The organism is Nonomuraea sp. NPDC005501, assembly GCF_040605905.1.
Lineage (GTDB): Bacteria > Actinomycetota > Actinomycetes > Streptosporangiales > Streptosporangiaceae > Nonomuraea.
On record NZ_JBEXDT010000003.1, the window covers coordinates 115,111 to 131,164 of the forward strand.

Consider the following 16,054-nt stretch of genomic DNA (forward strand, 5'->3'; position numbering starts at 1 on the left):
TCAGAAGTGTGGAACTGTCTCGGCTTTCTGTCAACACGACACGTTCCGTTTCCTGGTAGTCTGGCGTCATGGAAACGTCACCTAACCTGCAACGACGCAGCGAGAAGAGCCATCGGGCGATCCTGGCCGCCGCCATGGAGCTATGCGTCGAGGTGGGCTACGGCAAGGTGACGGTAGAGGCCATCGCCGCGCGCGCGGGGGTCAGCAAGAAGACGATCTACCGGTGGTGGCCGGCAAAGGGTGCCGTCGTCCTGGAGGCGATGGTGGAGATGGTAGGCGAGGTGACCCAGTTTCCCGATACCGGCGACATCGTCACCGACCTCAGGAACCAGATGACCGCCGTGGTCGACTACTTCATGACCGGCCCTCGCGCCACCGTCTACACCGGGATCATCGCCGAGACCCAGCACGACGAGGCGCTCGCGCGCGATCTGCTCGAGCAGCTGCTCGGACCCAGGATCGAGGCCGCGCGAGAGCGGTTGCGCCTCGCGCGGGAGCAGGGGCAGCTCGCTCCTGACGCGGATCTGGATATGGCCGTCGACCTGCTGTACGGACCGATCTACTACCGGCTGCTCCTGCATCTGGGCGCGTACTCCCACAAGCAGATCGGCGCGCTGATCGACCTGGTCATCGGTTCGTTGGGGCCCACGCGGCGAGCAGAGCCGCCACCGAGTCGGTGACCAGTCAGGCTTGTCGAGCGAGGCCCGGGTAAGGAACCTGCGGACAGCCGTTGGCGATACCGGATACCGTTACGCGATCAACCCCGATCGGCACTTCCGCCGTCCGACCGAGGCCCGCTTTGCCCATCGGCCCGCTGATCGACATGTTCACCCAGTACCGGCCGCGTTGAACGACCCGGCCGCCGCGTTGTCTGCGCTGGTCCCGACCGCGCCGCGCGAGCGGGTGACCCCCAGCCTGCGACATACTCGCGCGAACTCCCGCGAGCAGTCCTGCCCGCCGTTGTCGCTGTGAAAGACCGCAATTGATCGTTACGAGGCGCCGTCAGCCGGCGTCTAGAACGAAGAACAAGAAGCCCAGGAACCTCGTGCCGGTGATCTCGCGGAACTCCTCGGGGAACAGTTCGCGGGCTTCCGGCACAAACGGCGGTTCGCTGATGACGCTGATGCGGAAGCCGGCCGCGGTGAAGGCCTCGGTCATCGCGTGCAGCGGCCGGTCCCAGAAGCTCATCCGGGCGGTCTGCCCACCCATGGTCCATTCTTCGATCCGGTTACGGGTTCCGAAATAGCTGGGCTTTTCCCCGGCCCTGTGACGCATGAGGGGGATCACGAAAGGATGGTCGACCGAGACGAGGAGTCGGCCGCCAGGCCTCAGCACGCGTCGCAGCTCGGCCAGTGTCGGTCCCCAGTCCTCCAGGTAGTGCAGCACCAGGGACGCGATGACGTCGTCGAACGCGCCGTCGGGAAAGGGCAGCGGGCCGGCCAGGTCGGCGACCCGCAGATCCGCGTCGGGGCCCAGCCGCCGTCGGGCCAGCTCCAGCATCCCGGCACTCGCGTCGATGCCGGTCACGATGGCGCCTCGATCGCGCAGCGCGAAGAACAGGGGACCCGAGCCGCAGCCGGCGTCGAGGATCCGCCGGCCGGCCACGTCCCCGGCGAGCTCCAGCATCGCGGGCCGTTCGTAGTACGCGTTCAGGAGGCTCGTCTCGTTCTCGGCCGCGTACCCCTCGGCGAGACGGTCATAGTCGTTGAATCGGGACGGGTGTGCGGTCTCAACGTGATCTTCGGGCTTGGTGGGCATGCAGGTCATTTTGGCCCAGCAGTCTCGGCGGCACAGACATACGGCGGATATGGATCAAGCATGCAGACGGCCTGACACCTTCACCAGCGAAGATGAAGCAGATCGAGCCGGGTCGAAGTAGCCGCTCCTCGCTTCCTCAACGCGCACATCCCCGACTCAAGCACAACTTCCGTGCCGTACTGCCAACTCGAAGGCGCCCAGACAAGTGAGGAGATCTCACTTCTGCTCTTGACGTGTTAAATGAACGATCTTTTAATTCGTTCATGGGGCGCATCGCCGGTGTCACCGCCGCCGAGACGCGGGAGCGGCTGCTGCGTGCCGCCGCCGACGTGTTCGGGCAGCGTGGGTACGACGGCACGCGCGTGGCCGACATCGCCGCCGCCGCGGGCGTCAGCAACGGCGCCCTCTACGCGCACTTCGGGTCGAAGGCAGAGCTGCTCGTCGCGGCGCTGCGCGCGCACGGGCGGCGGCTGCTGGCCGACCTGTTCGCGGCCGACCCCGACCGGTCCGCCACCGACCTGCTGCTGGTCATCGGCCGCTGGCTGCCCCGCCGCCGCGACCCGAGCGGGCACCTCATCGTGCAGGCGCTGGTCGCGGCCCGCCGGGACGAGGAGGTCGCCCGGCCCATGCGCGACTACGTCGGCGAGCGCGCCGACTGGGTCGCCACGCTCGTCCGCGCCGCCCAGCACGGCGGCGAGCTGGACCCCGCGCTGTCGCCGAACGCGCTGGCCCACTTCTGCCTCCTCCTGGCGATGGGCAGCTCGCTCGTCACTCCGGACCTGCACACGGTGGGCGACGAAGAGTGGGCCACGCTGCTCACCCGCGTCGTGACCGCCCTCGCCCCGTCCGAAGCGCCGTCCGAAGCGCCGTCCGAAGCGCCGTCCGAAGCGCCGTCCGACACCGACGAATGAACGAACAGAGGAGAGCGACGCGGTGAAAGTGCAGATCGACTCCGAGCGCTGCCAGGGGCACGGCCGCTGCTACACGCTCGCCCCCGGCATCTTCAAGGAGGACGACGAGGGCTACGGGCACCTCGCCGGCGACGGGGCCGTGCCGCCCGGCGAGGACCGCGCGGCCCGCCTGGCGGTGTCCAACTGTCCCGAACGCGCGATCGACCTGTTACAGGAGGCGTGAGATGACCGTCGACGACCGCTTCACCGAGGACTTCCGGGAGCCGCGCGGCGACGAGCCGCCCCCGGGGACCCGTACCGACCCGGTCATCGGCCCGGTTTCGGACTGGGCCACCGACTTCTCCCACATGGAGCCGGAGTGGGCGGCGGACCCGTACCCGATCCAGGACGACCTGCGGCAGCGGTGCCCGATCGCGCACACCGAGCGGTTCGGCGGTGGCTGGCTGCCGACGCGCTACGAGGACGTCGCCGCGATCGCCTACGACACCGAGCACTTCTCCTCGCGGGCGATCGTCATGAGCAACTTCCGGCCGCCCCCCGAGATCGCTCCGGTGGGCGGCGTGCCGCCGATCTCCTCCGACCCGCCGTTCCACCACGACGCCCGCAAGCTGCTGCTCCCCGCGTTCACCAAGACCGCGGTCTCGAAGCGGGAGGCGGCGACGCGGGCGTTGTGCCACGAGCTCATCGACGCGCTGGAGGGGCGCGACGTCGTGGACGCCGCCCGCGACTACGCCCAGCACATCCCGGTACGGGTCATCGCCGACATGCTCGGTTTCCCGCCCGAGGACGGGCCGCGCTTCCGCGAGTTCATCGAGAACTCCCTCGAAGGCGTCAACCGGCCGCCCGATGAGCGCATCGAGCGGATGGACGAGCTGTTCGACTACCTGCTCCAGCAGATCCGCGAGCACGTCGCCCGTCCGCGCGACGACCTGACGACGTACCTCATCGAGGCGGAGCTGTACGGCCGCAAGCTGGAGCCGTCCCACGTGGCCGGGACGATGGCGCTGCTGCTCATCGCCGGCATCGACACCACCTGGAGCGCGATCGGCGCGTCGCTGTGGCACCTGGCCAGGACGCCGGCCGACCGGGAGCGGCTGGTCGCCGAGCCGGGTCTGCTGCCGACCGCGATGGAGGAGCTGCTGCGGGTCTACGCGCCGGTCACGATGGCGCGGCTGGTCAAGGACGACATGCGGTGGAACGGCGTCGACATGAAGGCCGACGACTGGGTGCTGCTGTCGTTCCCGGCGGCCAACCGTGACCCGGCGCAGTTCGACCGGGCCGGCGAGGTGGTCATCGACCGCGAGGTCAACCGGCACGTGGCGTTCGGCCTCGGCATCCACCGGTGCGTGGGCTCGCACCTGGCGCGCATGGAGCTGCGGCTGGCGCTGGAGGTGTGGCTGGAGCGCGTCCCGGTGTTCGAGCTGGCGGACCCGGCGGCGGTGAGCTGGGCGGCGGGCCAGGTCCGCGGGCCGCGGACGCTGCCGCTGCGCATCGGCTGACAGGCCGCGCACGGCCCTGGACCGCCCGCACCGGCGGGCGGTCCGGAGTCCTCAGTGGACGGACATGCCGCCGTCCACGAAGATCGACTGCCCGGTGACGTACGCGGAGCCGCGGCCGGCCAGGAACACCGCCGCGCCCGCGAAGTCCTCGGCCAGCCCGTTGCGGCCGACCATGGTGCGGGCCGCCAGCTCGGCCACCTTCTCGGGGTCGGACGACAGCCGTGCGTTGAGCGGCGTCATCACGAACCCGGGCACGAGCGTGTTGCAGGTGACGCCGTGAGCCGACCACGCCTCGGCCTGCGAGCGCGCCAGCGACTCCAGCCCGCCCTTGGAGACCCCGTACACGCCGCTCTGCACGAACGCGCGGTGCGCCTGCTGCGAGCTGACGTGGATGATCCGCCCGAAGCCGCGCTCCGCCATGCCGGGGCCGAACCGCCGGCCGAGGAGGTAGGGCGCTTCCAGGTTGACCGTCATCGTGATGTCCCAGACGTCGTCGGTCATCTCGTTCATCGGCGGGCGCAGGTTGATCCCGGCGCTGTTGACCAGGATGTCGGGCTCGCCGAACACCCCGGCCGCCTGCTCGGCCGCCGCCCGCACGCCGTCGCGGGTGCTGAGGTCCGCGCTGACCCAGGCGGCGCGGCAGCCGCCGGCGGTCAGCTCGTCCACCGTGGCGGCCAGCTCGGCCTGCCTGCGCGCCACGACCACGACGCGCGCGCCGGCGCGAGCCAGGGCCCCGGCGATGCCCCGGCCTATGCCGGAGCTCCCGCCGGTCACGATGGCGACCCTGTCGTCCAGGGAGAACAGTTCGGAGAGGTACGTCTGCGACATCACGCCCGCACTCTAGAGGACGGCCCCGAAGCGGTGAGAGACGGATCAGGCGGTGCGGACCTGGACGGCCACCGGGGCGGCGTACCCGTCGAGGTCGTCGTCGCGCACGGGCAGGTGCGCCTCCTGTCGATCTGCCATGGATTGGGGCCCGGTTGGCTCACCGTTGCACCGCGACGACCCGCCTCGTCGTTACGCTCGGTGACCAGGGGGGTGGCATGGGCGAGGGGGACGCGGTCGCGCCGGGGATGACGCACGAGCGGGTGGCGATGTTCGTGGACGCCGTGTTCGCGATCGCGATGACGCTGCTGGCCGTGGAGATCCCCCGCCCGCCCGCGAACGTGGCCGAGGGCGAAGGGTCGCGGATGGCCCGCGCGGCCCGGCTGTGGGACTTCCTGGGCGACAACTGGAGCACGTGGCTGGCCTTCGTCATCGCCTTCCTCATCCTGTGGGGCGTCTGGCGGGAGCATCACCGCACCTTCGACATGGTCGTCCGGGTCTCGCCCCGCATCATGGCCAGGCACGTCCCGCTGCTCATCGTGGTCGTGCTGCTGCCGTACGCCACGGGGCTGATCGGCGAGTCGGCGGGCAACCCGCTGACCGTCTGCCTGTTCGTCGGCGCGGTGGCGGCGCTGCTGTTCGCGCAGGCGGCGCTGCTGCGGGCGATCCTGCGTGACCAGGTGCTGCGGCCGGGGGCGGACGCGGCGGCGATGCGGGTGCAGGCCGCCACGCTCATGGTGGTGGGGGCGTTCTGGCTGCTCACCGCGGGGCTGACCTGGCTGGTGGACGGCGTGCCGCTGCTGTGGGTGCTCAGCCCGGTGGTGGGGAGCGTGTCGGGACGGCGCTTCGCGGCACGCGCGTGAGCGTCCGCGTCAGGCGCGCTCGGTGAGGTTCTCCCCCGTCTCGGGATGGAACAGGTGAACGGCCTGCGTGTCGTACCAGAGCCGCAGCGGCTCCCCCCGGCGGGCCCGTGACTTCGGGTCGAGCTGCGCCACGAGCTGGGTGCCCTCCGTCGCCTCCTCGCCGCCCGTGTCCGCCAGGTGCTCCGAGCGGACCGCGGCGGCGCCGAGCGTGAAGTAGGCGAGCTTCTCCGGCCCCATCGACTCCAGCAGGTCCACGGTCCCGGTGAACGTGCCGCCCCCGTCCGCGTCGTGGACCAGGGCCGCGTCCTCGAACGACTCCGGCCGGATGCCGGCGATGACCTCGCGCGGCACGTCCCGGCCCCGCGCGGCCTGGCCCAGCCGGCCGCGCAGCGGGATGTCGCCGATGGCCGTGCGCAGCGCGCCCTCCTCCAGGCGCGCCGGCAGGACGTTCATCGACGGCGAGCCGATGAACCCGGCCACGAACAGGTTGCGCGGGTGGTCGTAGAGCTCCTGCGGCGGCCCGATCTGCTGGATGAGCCCGGCGCGCATGATGACGATCCGGTCGCCGAGGGTCATGGCCTCCGTCTGGTCGTGGGTGACGTACACGGTGGTCGTGCCGAGGCTCTTCTGCAGCCGCGAGATGGACGTGCGCATCTGCACCCGCAGCTTGGCGTCCAGGTTGGAGAGCGGCTCGTCCATGAGGAACGCCTTGGGGTCGCGCACGATGGCCCGGCCCATCGCCACGCGCTGCCGCTGCCCGCCGGACAGGGCCGCGGGCTTGCGGTCCAGGTACGGGGCGAGGTCGAGCAGCCCGGCGGCCCGCTCCACCCGCTCCTGGATCGCCGCCCTGTCCATCTTGGCGAGCTTGAGCGGGAAGGCGATGTTCTCGCGGACCGTCATGTGCGGGTAGAGCGCGTACGACTGGAAGACCATCGCGATGTCACGGTCGCGCGGCGCCTTCTCGTTCATGCGGCGCCCGTCGATGCGCAGCTCGCCGTCGGTGATGTCCTCCAGGCCCGCGATCATGTTGAGGGTGGTGGACTTGCCGCAGCCCGACGGCCCGACGAGGATCACGAACTCGTGGTCGGCGATGCGGAGGTCGAAGTCGTCGACGGCCACGGTGCCGTCGGCGTACCTCTTGGTGATGTGGTCGAGCACGATCTCAGCCATGGCGTCGCGTCATCCCTTCACCGCCCCGGAGGTCAGCCCGGCCACGATCCGCCGCTGGAAGAACAGCACGAAGATCACGATGGGGATGGTGATGACCACGGCCGCCGCCGAGATGGAGCCCGTCGGGTCCTCGAACTGGCTGCTGCCGGTGAAGAACGAGATCGTCGCCGGCGCGGTCCTGGCGGCGTCGGAGGAGGTCAGGGAGATGGCGAACAGGAAGTCGTTCCAGCAGAAGATGAACGCGAGGATCGCGGTCGTCACCATGCCGGGCGCCGCGAGCGGCACGATCACCTGCCAGAACGCCTGGAACGGCGTCGCGCCGTCCATCTTGGCCGCCTTCTCCAGCTCCCACGGGATCTCGCGGAAGAACGCCGACAGCGTGTAGATCGTCAGCGGCAGCGCGAACGTGATGTACGGGATGATGAGCCCCGGCCAGGTGTTGAACAGCCCGAGCGCCCGCTCGATCTGGAACAGCGGGCTGACCAGGGAGATCTGCGGGAACATCGCGATCAGCAGCGACACGCCGATGAGCAGCCGCTTGCCGGGGAAGGCGAGCCGGGCGACGGCGTAGGCGGCCATGGTGCCGAACACGATGGCGACGAGCGTGGAGATCAGCCCGATCCCGATGGAGTTGATCAGGCCGCGCACGAAGTCGGTGTTGGCGAAGATGCCGGTGTAGTTGTCGATCGTCCACCTGCGCGGGATGAACGAGCCGTCGGTGAACGTGCTGGGATCCTTGAACGACAGCGACGCGATCCACAGCACCGGGATCATCGCGTACAGGACGACCACGACGTTGGCGACGGTCCAGCCGGAGACGTTCCGGCGGCCGGCCTCCATCACCGCTCGCTTCCGGGCGCGGCCGTGCCGAACCCCAGGATGAAGATCACCGCGATGATCGCGACGGTGACGAGGATGAGCACGGACATGGTGGAGCCGATGCCGAGGTTCAGACCGCCGATGAGGTTGTGGTAGGCGCTGACCGAGACGGAGGAGGTGTTCTGGGAGCCGTTGGTCAGCACGTAGATGTTGTCGAAGATGCGGAACGCGTCGAGCGTGCGGAACAGCAGCGCGACCAGGATCGCCGGCTTCATCAGCGGCAGCGTCACCCGCGTGAACCGCTGCCAGCGACCGGCCCCGTCCATCGACGCGGCGCGCAGCAGCTCCTCGGGCACCACGGCCATGCCGGCCATGAGCAGCAGCGCCATGAACGGCGTGGTCTTCCACACCTCCGCCAGGATGATGATCGCGATGGCCGGGCCGCGCTCGGTCAGCGGGGCCGTCCCCTCGGGCAGCAGGCCGGCCAGCCAGCCGGTGGCGGGCGTCCAGGCGTACTTCCAGCCGTAGGCGGCGGCGACCGTGACGATCCCGTACGGGATGAGCACGACCGTGCGGACCAGGCCGCGCCCGACCAGCGCCCGGTACATCGCGAACGCCAGCAGCATGCCGAGCACCAGCTCGATCGCGACGCTGACGACGGTGATCACCAGGGTCACCCAGAAGGCGTTCCACCACACGGAGCTGGTCAGCACGGTGGCGTAGTTGGACAGGCCGACCCAGGCCCTGGCGGCGGGGAAGCGCAGGTCGTAGCGCTGCAGCGAGAGCAGCACCGAGTAGACGATCGGCCAGCCGGTGACCACCACCATGACGAACGCGGCGGGCGCGCACAGCAACAGCCCGAGCCGCCGCTCGGCCCGCTGTCCCTCGGTGAGCGGCCGGCGCCCGTCCTTGGCCGTCGCGCTCACGGGAGCACCCCCTGGCTGCGCAGCGCGAGGGAGATCTGCTCGCGCAGCCCGGCGAGCGTGACGGGCGGGTCGACGGAGGCGGGCGGCGACAGCGCCGCGGAGATCGTCGTGGAGACGTTCTGGTACGTGGGCGTCTTGGGCCGGGGCGCGGCCGTCCTCAGCGCGTCGAGGATGGCCTGGCGCATCGGGTACGGCCCGGCCATGGCGGGGTCCCGGTACACCGCCTCGATGGTGGGCGGCAGCCCGTCCTTGACCGCGGCGATGCGCTGGCTGACCGGGTCGCGCAGGCACAGCGCCGCCTGGAACGCCTGCTCGGGGTGCCGCGAGTACGAGCTGACCGCGAAGTTGCCGCCGCCCAGCGGCGAGGCGCCCGCGCCGCGGATGCCCGGGTAGGGCGCCCACTTGAAGTGCGGCAGCAGCTCCGGCTTGTTGGCGGCCATCGAGGCGTACACGAACGGCCAGTTCACCTCGAACGCGGCCCGGCCGCCCTCCATGGCCAGCCGCGCGGAGTCCTCCTGCGTGTTGGACAGCGACGGGTCGGCGGCCGGGGAGCGGGCGTAGTCGCGCATCGCCGTGAGCGCCTCCAGGGCGGGCGGCCCGAGCGCCACCCGGGTGCCGCCGGGGTCGAGGATGCGCCCGCCGGCGGAGGCGACGAGGCTGTTGAACCAGACGACCAGGCCCTCGTACTGGGCGCCGGTCACCTCGCCGTAGTGCGGCTTGCCGCGCGCCGCCAGGCCGGCGGCGGCGCTCGCCATCTCGCCCCACGTGCGGGGCGCCCGCGGCACCAGGTCGGAGCGGTACCACAGGAGCTGCACGTTGGTGTTGTACGGCGCCGCGTACAGCCTGCCCCGCCAGGTGGCGGTGTCGAGGGGCTTGGCCAGCGTGCCCGCGCGGGCCAGCCGGGCGTGCTCGCCGGTCCACTCGCGGATCCAGCGGGCCTCGGCCAGCTCGGCCGTCCAGGTGACGTCGAGGCCGAGCACGTCCAGGCCGGGGTCGGCGGCGGCGAGCCGGCGCACGAGCTGCTCGCGCTGGCCGTCGGCGTCGCGGGGCAGGGTGTTGAGCAGGATGCGGTAGCGGCCGCGGGCCTGGACGTTGCAGCGGGCGACGATGGCGGCGAGGTTCTCCTGCGGCGCGTTGTAGAGGTTGACCAGCGGGACGCTCCGGCCGCCCGCGCCGGAGCAGGCGGCCGGCAGGAACACGGCCCCCGCCAGCAGCACGGCCGCGGCCCCCCGTCTCCCGGTCCTCCTCGTCACGGTCAGGGCCTACCCGCCTGCCTGCGCATATCACCATGAGTAGTCAATCGCCTGCCAAAAGTACGATCGATTCGCCCACAAAGGACGGTCGGGCCTGTCCGAACGCCGTCGTGGTGGATCGTGAAGTGTCGATCGCGCTTTTCGTGGTCGTGCCACCATGCTGAACACGAGCCGGTCGGCGCCCTTGACGGCCGGGGCGGCCGGTCCATAGGGTCACCTGAAGGTTGGAAAGCGCTTACCAAGGCCGGAGGAGCACTGTGGGATCCCGCGAACACTGGGTGTCGGTGGCGGATCGGCTGCTGGAGGCCGTGGTCCCCTACGCCACCCCGGGCTTCGCCCAGTACCGGCTGCCGGGCCGCACGAGCGCCTCCGGCCCCGAGTCCGACGGGCTGGAGGGGTTCGCGCGCACGTTCCTGCTCGCCGCGTTCCGCGCCGCCGGCGACCCCGAGGCCGCTCCCGGCGGGCTGCTGGAGCGGTACGCCGAGGGCCTGGCCCACGGCACCGACCCCGGCCACGAGCACGCCTGGCAGCCCATCGCCGACCACCACCAGACGATCGTGGAGGCCGCCTCGATCGCGCTGGCCCTGCACGAGACGCGGGAGCTGCTGTTCGACCGGCTCGACCCGGCCGTGCAGGAGCGCGTGGTCGCCTGGCTGGGCGGCATCGTCGGCAAGTACGCCCCGCCGTGCAACTGGGTGCTGTTCAAGGTGATCGTGGAGCAGTTCCTCGCCAACGTGGGCGGCCCCCACGACCCCGCCGAGATCCAGCGGCACCTGGCCGACATCGAGCCGTGGTACGTCGGCGACGGCTGGTACACCGACGGCGCGGGCCAGAACTACGACTACTACTGCGGCTGGGCCATGCACCTGTACACGCTGTGGTGGACCCGGATGTCCGGGGCCGACCCGGGCGTGTACCGCGAGCGGCTGCGCACGTTCCTGGAGACGTACCAGCACCTGTTCGCCACGGACGGCGCGCCGATGCACCAGGGCCGGTCGCTGACGTACCGGATGGCGACCGTGGCGCCGTTCTGGGTCGGCGCGATCTTCGACGCCACGCCGCTGTCCCCCGGCCGGACCCGGCTGCTGGCCGACCGGACCCTCGGCCACTTCGAGCGCCACGGGACCCCGGGCGCCGACGGGCTGCTCAGCCTCGGCTGGCACCGGCCCTTCCTGCCCGTGACGCAGCCCTACTCGGGCCCGGCCTCGCCGTACTGGGCCAGCAAGGGCTTCGCCGGCCTGCTCCTCGGCCCCGATCACCCCGTCTGGACCGAGCCCGCCGGGGAGGCCGGCGACTCCGGCGACCGGGAGGACCTGACGCTGGCGATGCCCGCGCCCGGCTGGCTGCTGCACCGCTCCGGCGGCGTCGTGCGCCTGATCAACCACGGCAGCGACCACAACAACCGCGACAGCTCCGTCGACGACCCGCACTACGCCAAGTTCGCCTACTCCACGCACACCGCTCCCGAGACCGGCGACGAGGGCCGGGCCGCGAACATCGACGGCCACCTCACCGTCACCCGCCCCGACGGGAGCGCCACGCGACGGCGGCGCATCGACCGGCTCGTGGTGACCGACCGGCTCGCCGCCTCCCGGTACTTCGACGGCGAGGTCGCGGTCGAGACCGCGTCGGTGGTCGACGGGCCGTGGGAGGTGCGCGTCCACCGCGTCGCCGCGCCCGAGGGCAGCGCCGTCCGCGACGGCGGCCACGCCCTGGCGGGCGACGAGCCGTGCGCCACCCGGCTCGACGGCCTGGAGTCCCGCGTCTCCTCGGGCGCGCTGGTCAGCTCCATCACCGGCCTGCACGGCTGGTACGGGGCCCGGGTCGCGGCCCGTACCGGCCAGAACGCCGTCGGCGAGCACTCGGCGACGCCGTACCTGGTGGGCGATCACCCGGGCGGGCAGGCCCTGTACGCCGCGGCGGTGTGGCTGGGTCCGGGCGAGCCGTCGACGCCGCCGCCCGTCGTGGAGCCGGTACGCGACGGCTTCACGTGGAAGGACGCGGAGGGCGGCCGGATCGAGGTCCGGCTGGGCCGCAGCCCGGGCTACGTCCGCGAGCACCCCTCGGGAGAGCGCGTCACCTGGCCGGCCTCATAACCACCCATTGCGGACGGGCCCTGGCCGCTTTGCGTGCCATCCTCGGGCCATGGCCAGTACGCCGTCCCGCATGATCCGCCTGTTGTCCCTGCTGCAGACCTGCCGTGGCTGGCCGGGGCCCGAGCTCGCCGCCCGGCTGGGGGTCAGCCCGCGCACGCTGCGCCGTGACATCGACCGGCTGCGCGAGCTGGGCTACCCGGTGCGGGCCGCACCGGGTACGGGCGGCGGCTACCGGCTGGAGGCGGGCAGGGCGATGCCGCCGCTGGTGCTCGACGACGAGGAGGCGGTCGCCATCGCGATCAGCCTGCGCACAGCCGCGGGCGGCACGGTGGCCGGCATCGAGGAGACGTCGGTGCGCGCCCTGGCCAAGCTGGAGCAGGTGCTGCCCGGCCGCCTGCGCCGGCAGGTCAACGCGTTGCAGAGCTACACGGTGCCGCTGGTCTCCCAGGGGCCGGCCGCCGACCCGGACGTGCTGACGGTCATCGCGCAGGCGTGCCGCGACCACGAACGGCTCGGGTTCGCCTACCGCAAGCGCGACGGCGACGGCGGGACGCGGCTGGTGGAGCCGTACCGGCTGGTCCATCTGGCGCGCAAGTGGTACCTCGTGGCCTGGGACGCGGGCCGCGAGGACTGGCGGACGTTCCGGGCCGACCGGATGGCGTCGCCGCGGCCGGCCGGGCAGCGCTTCCGGCCCAGGGAGCTGCCCTCGCCGGACATCGCCCGGTACGTCGCCGAGTCCGTCACGGCCTCGCTGGCGCGGCACCGGGCCGTGGTCACGCTGCACGCGCCGTTCGCCGCGGTGGCGGAGCGGCTGCGCCCCCAGGACGGGGTCCTCACGGTGGTGGACGAGCACACCTGCCGCCTGCACACGGCGGCCGACTCGCTGCAGTGGCTGGCGCTCACGCTCGGCATGTTCGACGTGGACTTCGAGGTCCACGAGCCGCCGGAGCTGATCGCGTACATCCGTGCCCTGACCACCCGGCTGTCCCGCGCCACCCCCGCCTGACGCGCCCTCCCTGTCCCGCTCGGCCGGTTATTCGCTCGCGGCCGCGGCGGCGGGCCTGCCAGGGTGAGGGCATGACGCGAGGAACCGTGAAGTTCTGGAAGGCCGAGAAGGGCTGGGGTGCGATCTCCTCCCCCGAGCTCCCGCCGGGCCGTGACGCCTGGGGGCACTTCAGCGACGTCGTCGGCGACGGCTACCGGGTGCTGGAGGAGGGGGACGAGGTCGAGTTCGACGTGGAGCAGCGCCGCCAGGACAGCTTCGAGTACGTGGCGCTCAACATCCGCAAGCTGTGAGCCGAGGTCAGGCGCCGGGGCAGCCGCAGGTTCCGCCGGGCCACACCGCCGAGGTGAGCACCTCGTGGCGGTCCGCGCCCTCGCCCGTCTGGAGGGCGTCGAGGAGGATGCGCACCGCGACCCGGCCGATCTGCTCCATCGGCTGCCGTACCGTCGTCAGGTGCGGCGTGATCAGGCGTCCGGCCAGTATGCCGTCGAAGCCCGTCACCGCCACCTGGGACGGCACTCCGATCCCCTCGCTCCGGAGCACGTCGATCGCGACGAGAGCCTCCTGGTCGGTCGCGCACACCAGGACCCGTGGGAGGGGCGGGCCGCCGAGCAGGGAGCGGACGGTGTCGACGGTCGTCTGGTCGTCGCCCGGGTGGCTGCTCAGCGGAGGGGGCGGGGCGATCCCCGCCTCGTGGAGGGCCTGGGAGAAGCCCTCGTAGCGGGCCACGAACTCCGGGGTGCCCAGCTCGCCGAGGTAGGCGAAGTGCCGGTAGGCGTGGTCGGCCAGCAGGTGCCGCGTGAGCCGGGCCATGGCGTCACGGTTGTCGACGTAGACCGTGTGCATGCCCTCACGCCTGATCTCCCCGCCGAGCTCGACGACGGGTATCCGGGCCGAGATCTGCTCCAGCAGGGTGCCCGGCGCGGCGCCGGCGAAGGCGATGAGGCCGTCCACGCGCCCCGCGACGTCGATGACGCTCGGCAGATGCCCCGGGTTGCGGCCTGACCCGAGCATCAGGGCGTAACCACGCCGCCGGCACTCCAGCTGGACGCCGCGCTGGACCTCGTCGGAGTACAGCGGGAACAGCCGCCCGTCGGGAACGCGCGCCGCGTCGTGGGAGGAGGAACCCTCCTCGGCCGGCTCGAGGAGGTAGTCGAACGCGTACAGCCCCAGCGCCCCCGTCTTCCCCTTGGCGAGGCCGCGGGCGTTGGCGCTCGGCACGTAGCCGATGGAGTCCGCGGCGCGCAGGACCGCCCGCAGGGTCTCCGACTTCACGCGCTCCGGCTTGGTGAACGCGAAGGAGACCGTCGCGATCGACACCCCAGCGAGCTGGGCGACGTCGTAAACCGTCGGGCGTCTCGCCACGTCCGCTCCTCCCCCGGCGACGATCCCATGCCGGATCCGATGCCGTATCCATGCCGGGTCCGATCCGTGGTCCGATCCGGGTCGGCAGTCGGTTTCCGCCGTAACAGTACTGGATCACCGGCGGCCCGGACCGCCATAACGGTCGGGTGGGTTCGCTGGTGAGAGTGCTTGCCACCGTAAATGTTATGCGCTTAGATTACCGCACCGCACGGAGTCCAGCCAGCACATGAGCACGATCGTGCGCCCCGTAGCAACCCCCCATGCACGAAGGGGAACGACAGATGATCCGAAGGAACCTGGCGGCGGCCACGGCCGTCACCGCGACGCTCGCCCTGGCGCTCAGCGGCTGCGGACGCTCGAACGACCGCCCGCAGAGCGACGCACCGGCGAGCCGCCTGACGAACGGCCCGGCCACCGGCACCATCACCGTCTGGGCGCAGGGCACGGAGGGTGAGGCGCTCGCCGGCTTCCTCAAGCCCTTCAAGGACAAGAACCCCGGCGTCGACGTCAAGGTCACCGCCATCCCGTGGGACTCGGCGCAGAACAAGTACCAGACGGCCATAGCCGGGGGGACGACTCCCGACATCGGCATGCTGGGCACCGACTGGATGCCGACGTTCGCGTCGGCGCTGCGCCCGGCGCCCGCCGACATCGACACCGGCGACATCTTCCCGGTCTCGCTCCAGACCACCGACATCGGCGGCGCGCGCCTGGGCGTGCCCTGGTACGTGGAGACCCGGGTGCTCTTCTACCGCACCGACCTGATGAAGAAGGCGGGGTTCGACAGCTTCCCGAAGGACTGGCAGGGCTTCAAGGCGCTCGCGGCGGCGTACCAGGACAAGGCCGGCGCCAAGTACGGCGTCACGCTTCCCTCCGGAGGATGGAACGCGTTCCTGAACAATCTGCCGTTCGTGTGGTCGAACGGGGCCGACTTCATGAACGCCGACCAGACCAAGTGGACCTTCGACACCCCCAGAACGGTCGAGGCCCTCGAGTACCTGAGCGGCTTCTTCAAGGAGGGCATCGCCAACAAGAACCCGGACGCGGAGACGGGCTCCACCGCCTCCGCCTTCGTCAACGGCTCCGTCCCGATGTTCATCAGCGGCCCCTGGGACATCCCGGGACTGAAGACCGCGGGCGGCGCCGGATTCGAGGACAAGTTCGCGGTGGCCCCGATCCCGGCCCCGCCGGGCGGGACGTCCACCTCGTTCGCGGCGGGCGCCAACCTCGCCGTGTTCAAGAACTCCAAGAACCCGGACGCGGCGTGGAAGCTGGTGCAGTGGCTCACACAGCCCGACGTCCAGGTCGAGTGGTTCAAGACCGTCAACGACCTCCCGTCGCGGCAGTCGGCGTGGAAGGACCCCGCGCTGACCGCCGACCCGAAGGTGTCCGTGTTCGGTGAGCAGCTCAAGAGCACGAAGACGGCTCCGGTCCTGACCACGTGGACGCAGGTGTCGGCGGCGGCCGACACGGAGATCGAGCGGGTGTTCCGCGGCGGCAAGAGCCCGCAGGACGCGGTCCGGCAGCTCCAGTCCACCGCGGACTCGCTGGGGACCGGCGAGTAGG

General features: G+C 71.5%; 16 protein-coding genes and 1 pseudogene. 9 read left to right on the forward strand and 8 right to left on the reverse strand.

The genetic code is table 11. The features are described from left to right. Nucleotides 1-68: 68 nt before the first annotated feature. Nucleotides 69-680 (forward strand): TetR/AcrR family transcriptional regulator, encoded by a 612-nt coding sequence (locus tag ABZS51_RS03495; RefSeq protein WP_355435649.1) that lies wholly within the window; start codon nucleotides 69-71, stop codon nucleotides 678-680. A 162-nt stretch (nucleotides 681-842) separates the two neighbouring features. On the opposite strand, the pseudogene ABZS51_RS03500 reads toward ABZS51_RS03495, so the two are convergent. Both ABZS51_RS03500 and ABZS51_RS03505 read right to left on the reverse strand, forming a co-directional pair. Then, nucleotides 843-980, reverse strand: a pseudogene (locus ABZS51_RS03500) (IS3 family transposase); the annotation flags it as partial. 22 nt (nucleotides 981-1,002) lie between these two features. Then, the gene (locus tag ABZS51_RS03505) at nucleotides 1,003-1,758 is read right to left on the reverse strand and encodes a class I SAM-dependent methyltransferase (RefSeq protein ID WP_355435652.1); all 756 of its coding nucleotides are present in this window, start codon (nucleotides 1,756-1,758) and stop codon (nucleotides 1,003-1,005) included. Nucleotides 1,759-2,021: 263 nt separating this feature from the next. Between ABZS51_RS03505 and ABZS51_RS03510 the strand changes: the two genes are divergently transcribed. The 3 genes from ABZS51_RS03510 to ABZS51_RS03520 are packed head-to-tail and all read left to right on the forward strand — an operon-like array spanning nucleotide 2,022 to nucleotide 4,168. After that, the gene (locus tag ABZS51_RS03510) at nucleotides 2,022-2,669 is read left to right on the forward strand and encodes a TetR/AcrR family transcriptional regulator (RefSeq protein WP_355435655.1); all 648 of its coding nucleotides are present in this window, start codon (nucleotides 2,022-2,024) and stop codon (nucleotides 2,667-2,669) included. A 22-nt stretch (nucleotides 2,670-2,691) separates the two neighbouring features. Then, nucleotides 2,692-2,892 carry a ferredoxin gene (locus tag ABZS51_RS03515; RefSeq protein ID WP_355435658.1) on the forward strand — a complete coding sequence of 67 codons (201 nt, stop codon included), beginning with the start codon at nucleotides 2,692-2,694 and terminating at the stop codon, nucleotides 2,890-2,892. A 1-nt stretch (nucleotide 2,893) separates the two neighbouring features. Beyond that, nucleotides 2,894-4,168 (forward strand): cytochrome P450, encoded by a 1,275-nt coding sequence (locus ABZS51_RS03520; RefSeq protein WP_355435661.1) that lies wholly within the window; start codon nucleotides 2,894-2,896, stop codon nucleotides 4,166-4,168. A 51-nt stretch (nucleotides 4,169-4,219) separates the two neighbouring features. Here the strand turns inward: ABZS51_RS03520 and ABZS51_RS03525 are convergent, their stop codons facing one another. Beyond that, nucleotides 4,220-4,996, reverse strand: coding sequence for an SDR family oxidoreductase (locus ABZS51_RS03525; protein ID WP_355435861.1), 777 nt, complete (start codon nucleotides 4,994-4,996; stop codon nucleotides 4,220-4,222). A 215-nt stretch (nucleotides 4,997-5,211) separates the two neighbouring features. On the opposite strand from ABZS51_RS03525, the gene ABZS51_RS03530 reads away from it, so the two are divergent. Beyond that, nucleotides 5,212-5,856: a TMEM175 family protein gene (locus ABZS51_RS03530; RefSeq protein ID WP_355435664.1), complete on the forward strand. Its 645-nt coding sequence runs from the start codon at nucleotides 5,212-5,214 to the stop codon at nucleotides 5,854-5,856. 9 nt (nucleotides 5,857-5,865) lie between these two features. Here the strand turns inward: ABZS51_RS03530 and ugpC are convergent, their stop codons facing one another. The 4 genes from ugpC to ABZS51_RS03550 are packed head-to-tail and all read right to left on the reverse strand — an operon-like array spanning nucleotide 5,866 to nucleotide 10,024. Continuing rightward, on the reverse strand, nucleotides 5,866-7,026 hold the full coding sequence (gene ugpC / locus ABZS51_RS03535) for a sn-glycerol-3-phosphate ABC transporter ATP-binding protein UgpC (protein WP_355435667.1): 1,161 nt from the start codon (nucleotides 7,024-7,026) through the stop codon (nucleotides 5,866-5,868). A 9-nt stretch (nucleotides 7,027-7,035) separates the two neighbouring features. Continuing rightward, nucleotides 7,036-7,866 carry a carbohydrate ABC transporter permease gene (locus ABZS51_RS03540; protein WP_355435670.1) on the reverse strand — a complete coding sequence of 277 codons (831 nt, stop codon included), beginning with the start codon at nucleotides 7,864-7,866 and terminating at the stop codon, nucleotides 7,036-7,038. Next, nucleotides 7,866-8,771 carry a sugar ABC transporter permease gene (locus tag ABZS51_RS03545; RefSeq protein WP_355435673.1) on the reverse strand — a complete coding sequence of 302 codons (906 nt, stop codon included), beginning with the start codon at nucleotides 8,769-8,771 and terminating at the stop codon, nucleotides 7,866-7,868. The genes ABZS51_RS03540 and ABZS51_RS03545 overlap by 1 nt, the downstream gene beginning before the upstream one ends. Beyond that, nucleotides 8,768-10,024 carry an ABC transporter substrate-binding protein gene (locus tag ABZS51_RS03550; RefSeq protein ID WP_355435676.1) on the reverse strand — a complete coding sequence of 419 codons (1,257 nt, stop codon included), beginning with the start codon at nucleotides 10,022-10,024 and terminating at the stop codon, nucleotides 8,768-8,770. Before ABZS51_RS03550 ends, ABZS51_RS03545 begins: the two co-directional genes overlap by 4 nt. Before the next feature lie 257 nt (nucleotides 10,025-10,281). Here ABZS51_RS03550 and ABZS51_RS03555 point away from each other — a divergent pair, with 257 nt between their 5' ends. From ABZS51_RS03555 to ABZS51_RS03565, 3 genes are all read left to right on the forward strand, one after another. Continuing rightward, a complete protein-coding gene (locus ABZS51_RS03555; protein ID WP_355435678.1) occupies nucleotides 10,282-12,120 on the forward strand; it encodes a DUF2264 domain-containing protein in 1,839 nt (612 codons plus the stop codon). A 49-nt stretch (nucleotides 12,121-12,169) separates the two neighbouring features. Next, nucleotides 12,170-13,126, forward strand: a complete 957-nt coding sequence (locus tag ABZS51_RS03560; RefSeq protein WP_355435681.1) for a YafY family protein — start codon at nucleotides 12,170-12,172, stop codon at nucleotides 13,124-13,126. A 71-nt stretch (nucleotides 13,127-13,197) separates the two neighbouring features. Next, nucleotides 13,198-13,416 carry a cold shock domain-containing protein gene (locus tag ABZS51_RS03565; protein ID WP_310712079.1) on the forward strand — a complete coding sequence of 73 codons (219 nt, stop codon included), beginning with the start codon at nucleotides 13,198-13,200 and terminating at the stop codon, nucleotides 13,414-13,416. 7 nt (nucleotides 13,417-13,423) lie between these two features. On the opposite strand, the gene ABZS51_RS03570 is transcribed toward ABZS51_RS03565, so the two are convergent. Continuing rightward, a complete protein-coding gene (locus ABZS51_RS03570; RefSeq protein ID WP_355435685.1) occupies nucleotides 13,424-14,488 on the reverse strand; it encodes a LacI family DNA-binding transcriptional regulator in 1,065 nt (354 codons plus the stop codon). 281 nt (nucleotides 14,489-14,769) lie between these two features. On the opposite strand from ABZS51_RS03570, the gene ABZS51_RS03575 reads away from it, so the two are divergent. After that, the gene (locus ABZS51_RS03575) at nucleotides 14,770-16,053 is read left to right on the forward strand and encodes a sugar ABC transporter substrate-binding protein (protein ID WP_355435688.1); all 1,284 of its coding nucleotides are present in this window, start codon (nucleotides 14,770-14,772) and stop codon (nucleotides 16,051-16,053) included. Nucleotide 16,054: the final 1 nt, after the last annotated feature.